Below are 3,131 nucleotides of genomic sequence, written 5' to 3' on the forward strand. Positions count from 1 at the left end.
ACGGATATTGCCGGAAGTTCCGCTTATTTTCTGGGTTCCGCAGGAACGTATCAGGATGAAATTAAGGCGAAGTTGTTGGGTGTTCCTGAAAAAACACTGCAAACCTATACGGCTGTCAGTGAAGAAACGGCGGCGGCCATGGCTGAAGGAAGTCGCGCTTTATACGGCAGTGATGTAGCTGTCAGTACGACGGGTATCGCCGGTCCCGACGGCGGTACGGATGAACAGCCGGTGGGGCTTGTCTATTTCGGCGTAGCCGGGCCGAAGGGGACGGTCGTTTATAAGAGCGTCTTTCCGGGCGATCGCAAAGAAGTAAAAGAAAGAGCCGCTACGAAGGCGGTTTACCATTTGTTGCAATATATGAGGGAACGGTTGTAAGGAGGTTCTACATGGAAGCGAAACAAGCGGCATTGGAAAATGCTATGAAAAAAATTGAAAAAGATTTCGGTAAGGGTGCGATTATGCGTCTCGGCGATTTGGCTGAAAAAATGAATCTGGAGGTCATTTCGTCCGGGTCATTGGCTGTTGACTTGGCAGTCGGCGTCGGCGGGTATCCGCGCGGTCGTGTCATCGAAATTTACGGCCCCGAATCGTCGGGGAAAACCACCTTGGCTTTGCATGCCATTGCTTCGGCACAAAAGGCCGGCGGTATTGCCGCTTTTATCGATGCGGAACATGCGTTGGACCCCGTGTATGCCCGTCATTTGGGTGTCGATACGGCGGATCTTCTCATTTCCCAGCCCGATAACGGTGAACAGGCTCTGGAAATTACGGAAGAACTCGTGCGCAGCGGGGCTATCGATATCATTGTCGTCGACTCCGTAGCAGCCCTTGTACCGAAGGCGGAAATCGAGGGTGAAATGGGCGACTCTCACGTAGGGCTGCAGGCTCGTCTTATGAGCCAGGCTTTGCGTAAGTTGACGGGTATCATTTCCAAGTCTAAGGCCATCGTTATTTTCATCAACCAGTTACGCGAAAAAGTAGGTATCATGTTCGGCAATCCGGAAACGACGACGGGCGGCCGTGCATTGAAATTTTACGCTTCCGTGCGTATGGAAATCCGCAAAGGAGAAGCCATTAAGTCCGGTACGGATGTAATCGGTAACCGAGCTCGCATTAAAGTGGTTAAAAACAAGGTGGCTCCGCCTTTCCGCAATTGTGAAGTCGACATTATGTACGGCACGGGGATATCTAAAGAGGGAACTCTTCTTGACCTGGGATCGTCCATGGAAATTTTGGAAAAGAGCGGCACCTGGTATTCCTATAAGGGAGAACGTCTCGGTCAGGGTAAGGAAAATGTTAAGAATTACTTAAAAGAACATGCCGATGTGGCTGCTGAAATCGAACAGATCATTCGCGATACCCTCGTAGCCGAACCGGAAAAGTTTGATGAAGTGTTGACCGACGTGCCTCATGCTTCGGATGACGAATAAGAACTATGGAATATAAGGAAGCCTACGGGGCGGCCCTACGGTTCTTAAACGTACGTTTTTTGAGTGAAGAAGAGTTACGCCGCAAGTTAAGATGCCGCGAAGTGACGGATGAGATCATTGATGAAGTGACGGAAAAGCTTAAAAGTGAACGGTTTCTTGATGATCATCGCTTGGCTGAAGGCGTATATCGCTATTATGCTCAAAAAGCACAATACGGGCATGCTTATATTTGTAATAAATTGCGTCTGCGATTTTTACTCGTTCCCGAGGAGACGGAAGCCTATGATGAGGTGTCTGTAGCCCTGGCTTTAGTTGCCAAAAAATTTAAAAACCGTTGTGATAATGAGCAGAAAATTATTCGTTATCTGCAAAACCGAGGGTTTTCGGGAAAGGCTGTACGAGCGGCGTTAGAGGACTTTGTCAGCTTGACAGACGACTGAAAAAATTTTACAATAATTATAACCGGTATATGTATGCTGGAAATAATATGTAATCATGGTTTTTTGAAAAATGATGAATTGAGAAAAGACTCATACTAAAAAAGCCGGACGCAAGTTCGGCTTTTTTTAATGAAAAGGAGGTGAACCAGAGTATGACGGAAATTATTGTGGCAGCTGTAATTTGCGGTGCGGCCGGTCTCGGTGCCGGTTATTTCTATCGTCTGAAAATCGCTGAAGGTAAATTGGGCAGTGCCGAAACGGAAGCGGCTCGCATTATCAGTGCGGCGAAAAAAGACGCGGAAGCGCAGCGTAAAGAAACGATTCTTGAAGGTAAAGAAGAAGCGCAACGCTTACGTAGTGAAGCGGAACGTGACTATAAAGAACGACACAGTGAACTGCAGCACCAAATGCGTCGCCTCAATCAGAAGGAAGAGCATTTGGACAAGAAGTTCGATACGATGGAAAAGAAGGAAGAAGCTTTACTTCGTAAAGAAGGAGAAATTACGAAGGTTCGTGAAAAGATTGACCGGTTACATGAACAGCAACTGGCAGAGTTGGAACGAATTTCCGAACTTTCTTACGACGATGCGAAAGAGTTGCTTTTGGCCAACGTAAAGACGGAAATTAAGCACGAAACGGCTCAGCTTATTAAGTCTCTTGAAGACGAAGCCAAAGAAGAAGCGGAACAGAAGTCGTTGGAAATTATTTCCTTGGCTATTCAAAGATGTGCAGCCGATCACGTAGCGGAAACGACGGTGTCCGTCGTATCCTTGCCTAATGATGAAATGAAGGGTCGCATTATCGGTCGTGAAGGCCGTAATATCCGGGCTATTGAAACACTGACGGGCGTTGATTTGATTATTGACGATACACCGGAAGCTGTTATTTTGTCCTGTTTCGACCCTATTCGTCGTGAAGTGGCTCGACTGGCTTTGGAGAAACTGATTGTCGACGGGCGTATTCATCCGGCACGCATTGAAGAAATGGTTGAAAAAGCTCGTAAAGAAGTGAGCCAGAAGATTCGTGAAGCCGGGGAACAGGCTACATATGAAGCGGGTGTTCACGGCCTTCATCCGGAAGTCATCAAAACTCTCGGTCGGTTACGGTATCGTACCAGTTACGGTCAAAACGTATTGCGTCACTCCATTGAGGTGGCTCAGCTGGCCGGCATTATGGCGGCCGAATTGGGTGTCGATGTCCACTTGGCACGTCGCGGCGGCTTGATTCATGATATCGGTAAGGCCTTGGATCATGATTT

At 47.8% G+C, this 3,131-nt stretch carries 4 protein-coding genes; all 4 read left to right on the forward strand.

All coding sequences use genetic code 11. The annotated features are described in order from the left end of the window. A partial coding sequence (locus PGX78_RS06850) for a CinA family protein (RefSeq protein WP_270446076.1) occupies positions 1–378 on the forward strand: 378 nt, incomplete at its 5' end. Positions 379–389: 11 nt separating this feature from the next. Beyond that, positions 390–1,433, forward strand: coding sequence for a recombinase RecA (gene recA / locus PGX78_RS06855; protein ID WP_006942235.1), 1,044 nt, complete (start codon positions 390–392; stop codon positions 1,431–1,433). 5 nt (positions 1,434–1,438) lie between these two features. After that, the gene (locus tag PGX78_RS06860) at positions 1,439–1,873 is read left to right on the forward strand and encodes a regulatory protein RecX (RefSeq protein ID WP_270446078.1); all 435 of its coding nucleotides are present in this window, start codon (positions 1,439–1,441) and stop codon (positions 1,871–1,873) included. Between the two features lie 152 nt (positions 1,874–2,025). Beyond that, positions 2,026–3,131, forward strand: a 1,106-nt coding sequence (gene rny / locus PGX78_RS06865) for a ribonuclease Y (RefSeq protein WP_270446081.1), incomplete at its 3' end; no start/stop codon positions are given.

The sequence above is a fragment of the Megasphaera sp. AF13-6AC genome (assembly GCF_027685385.1).
Classification (GTDB): domain Bacteria; phylum Bacillota; class Negativicutes; order Veillonellales; family Megasphaeraceae; genus Megasphaera; species Megasphaera micronuciformis.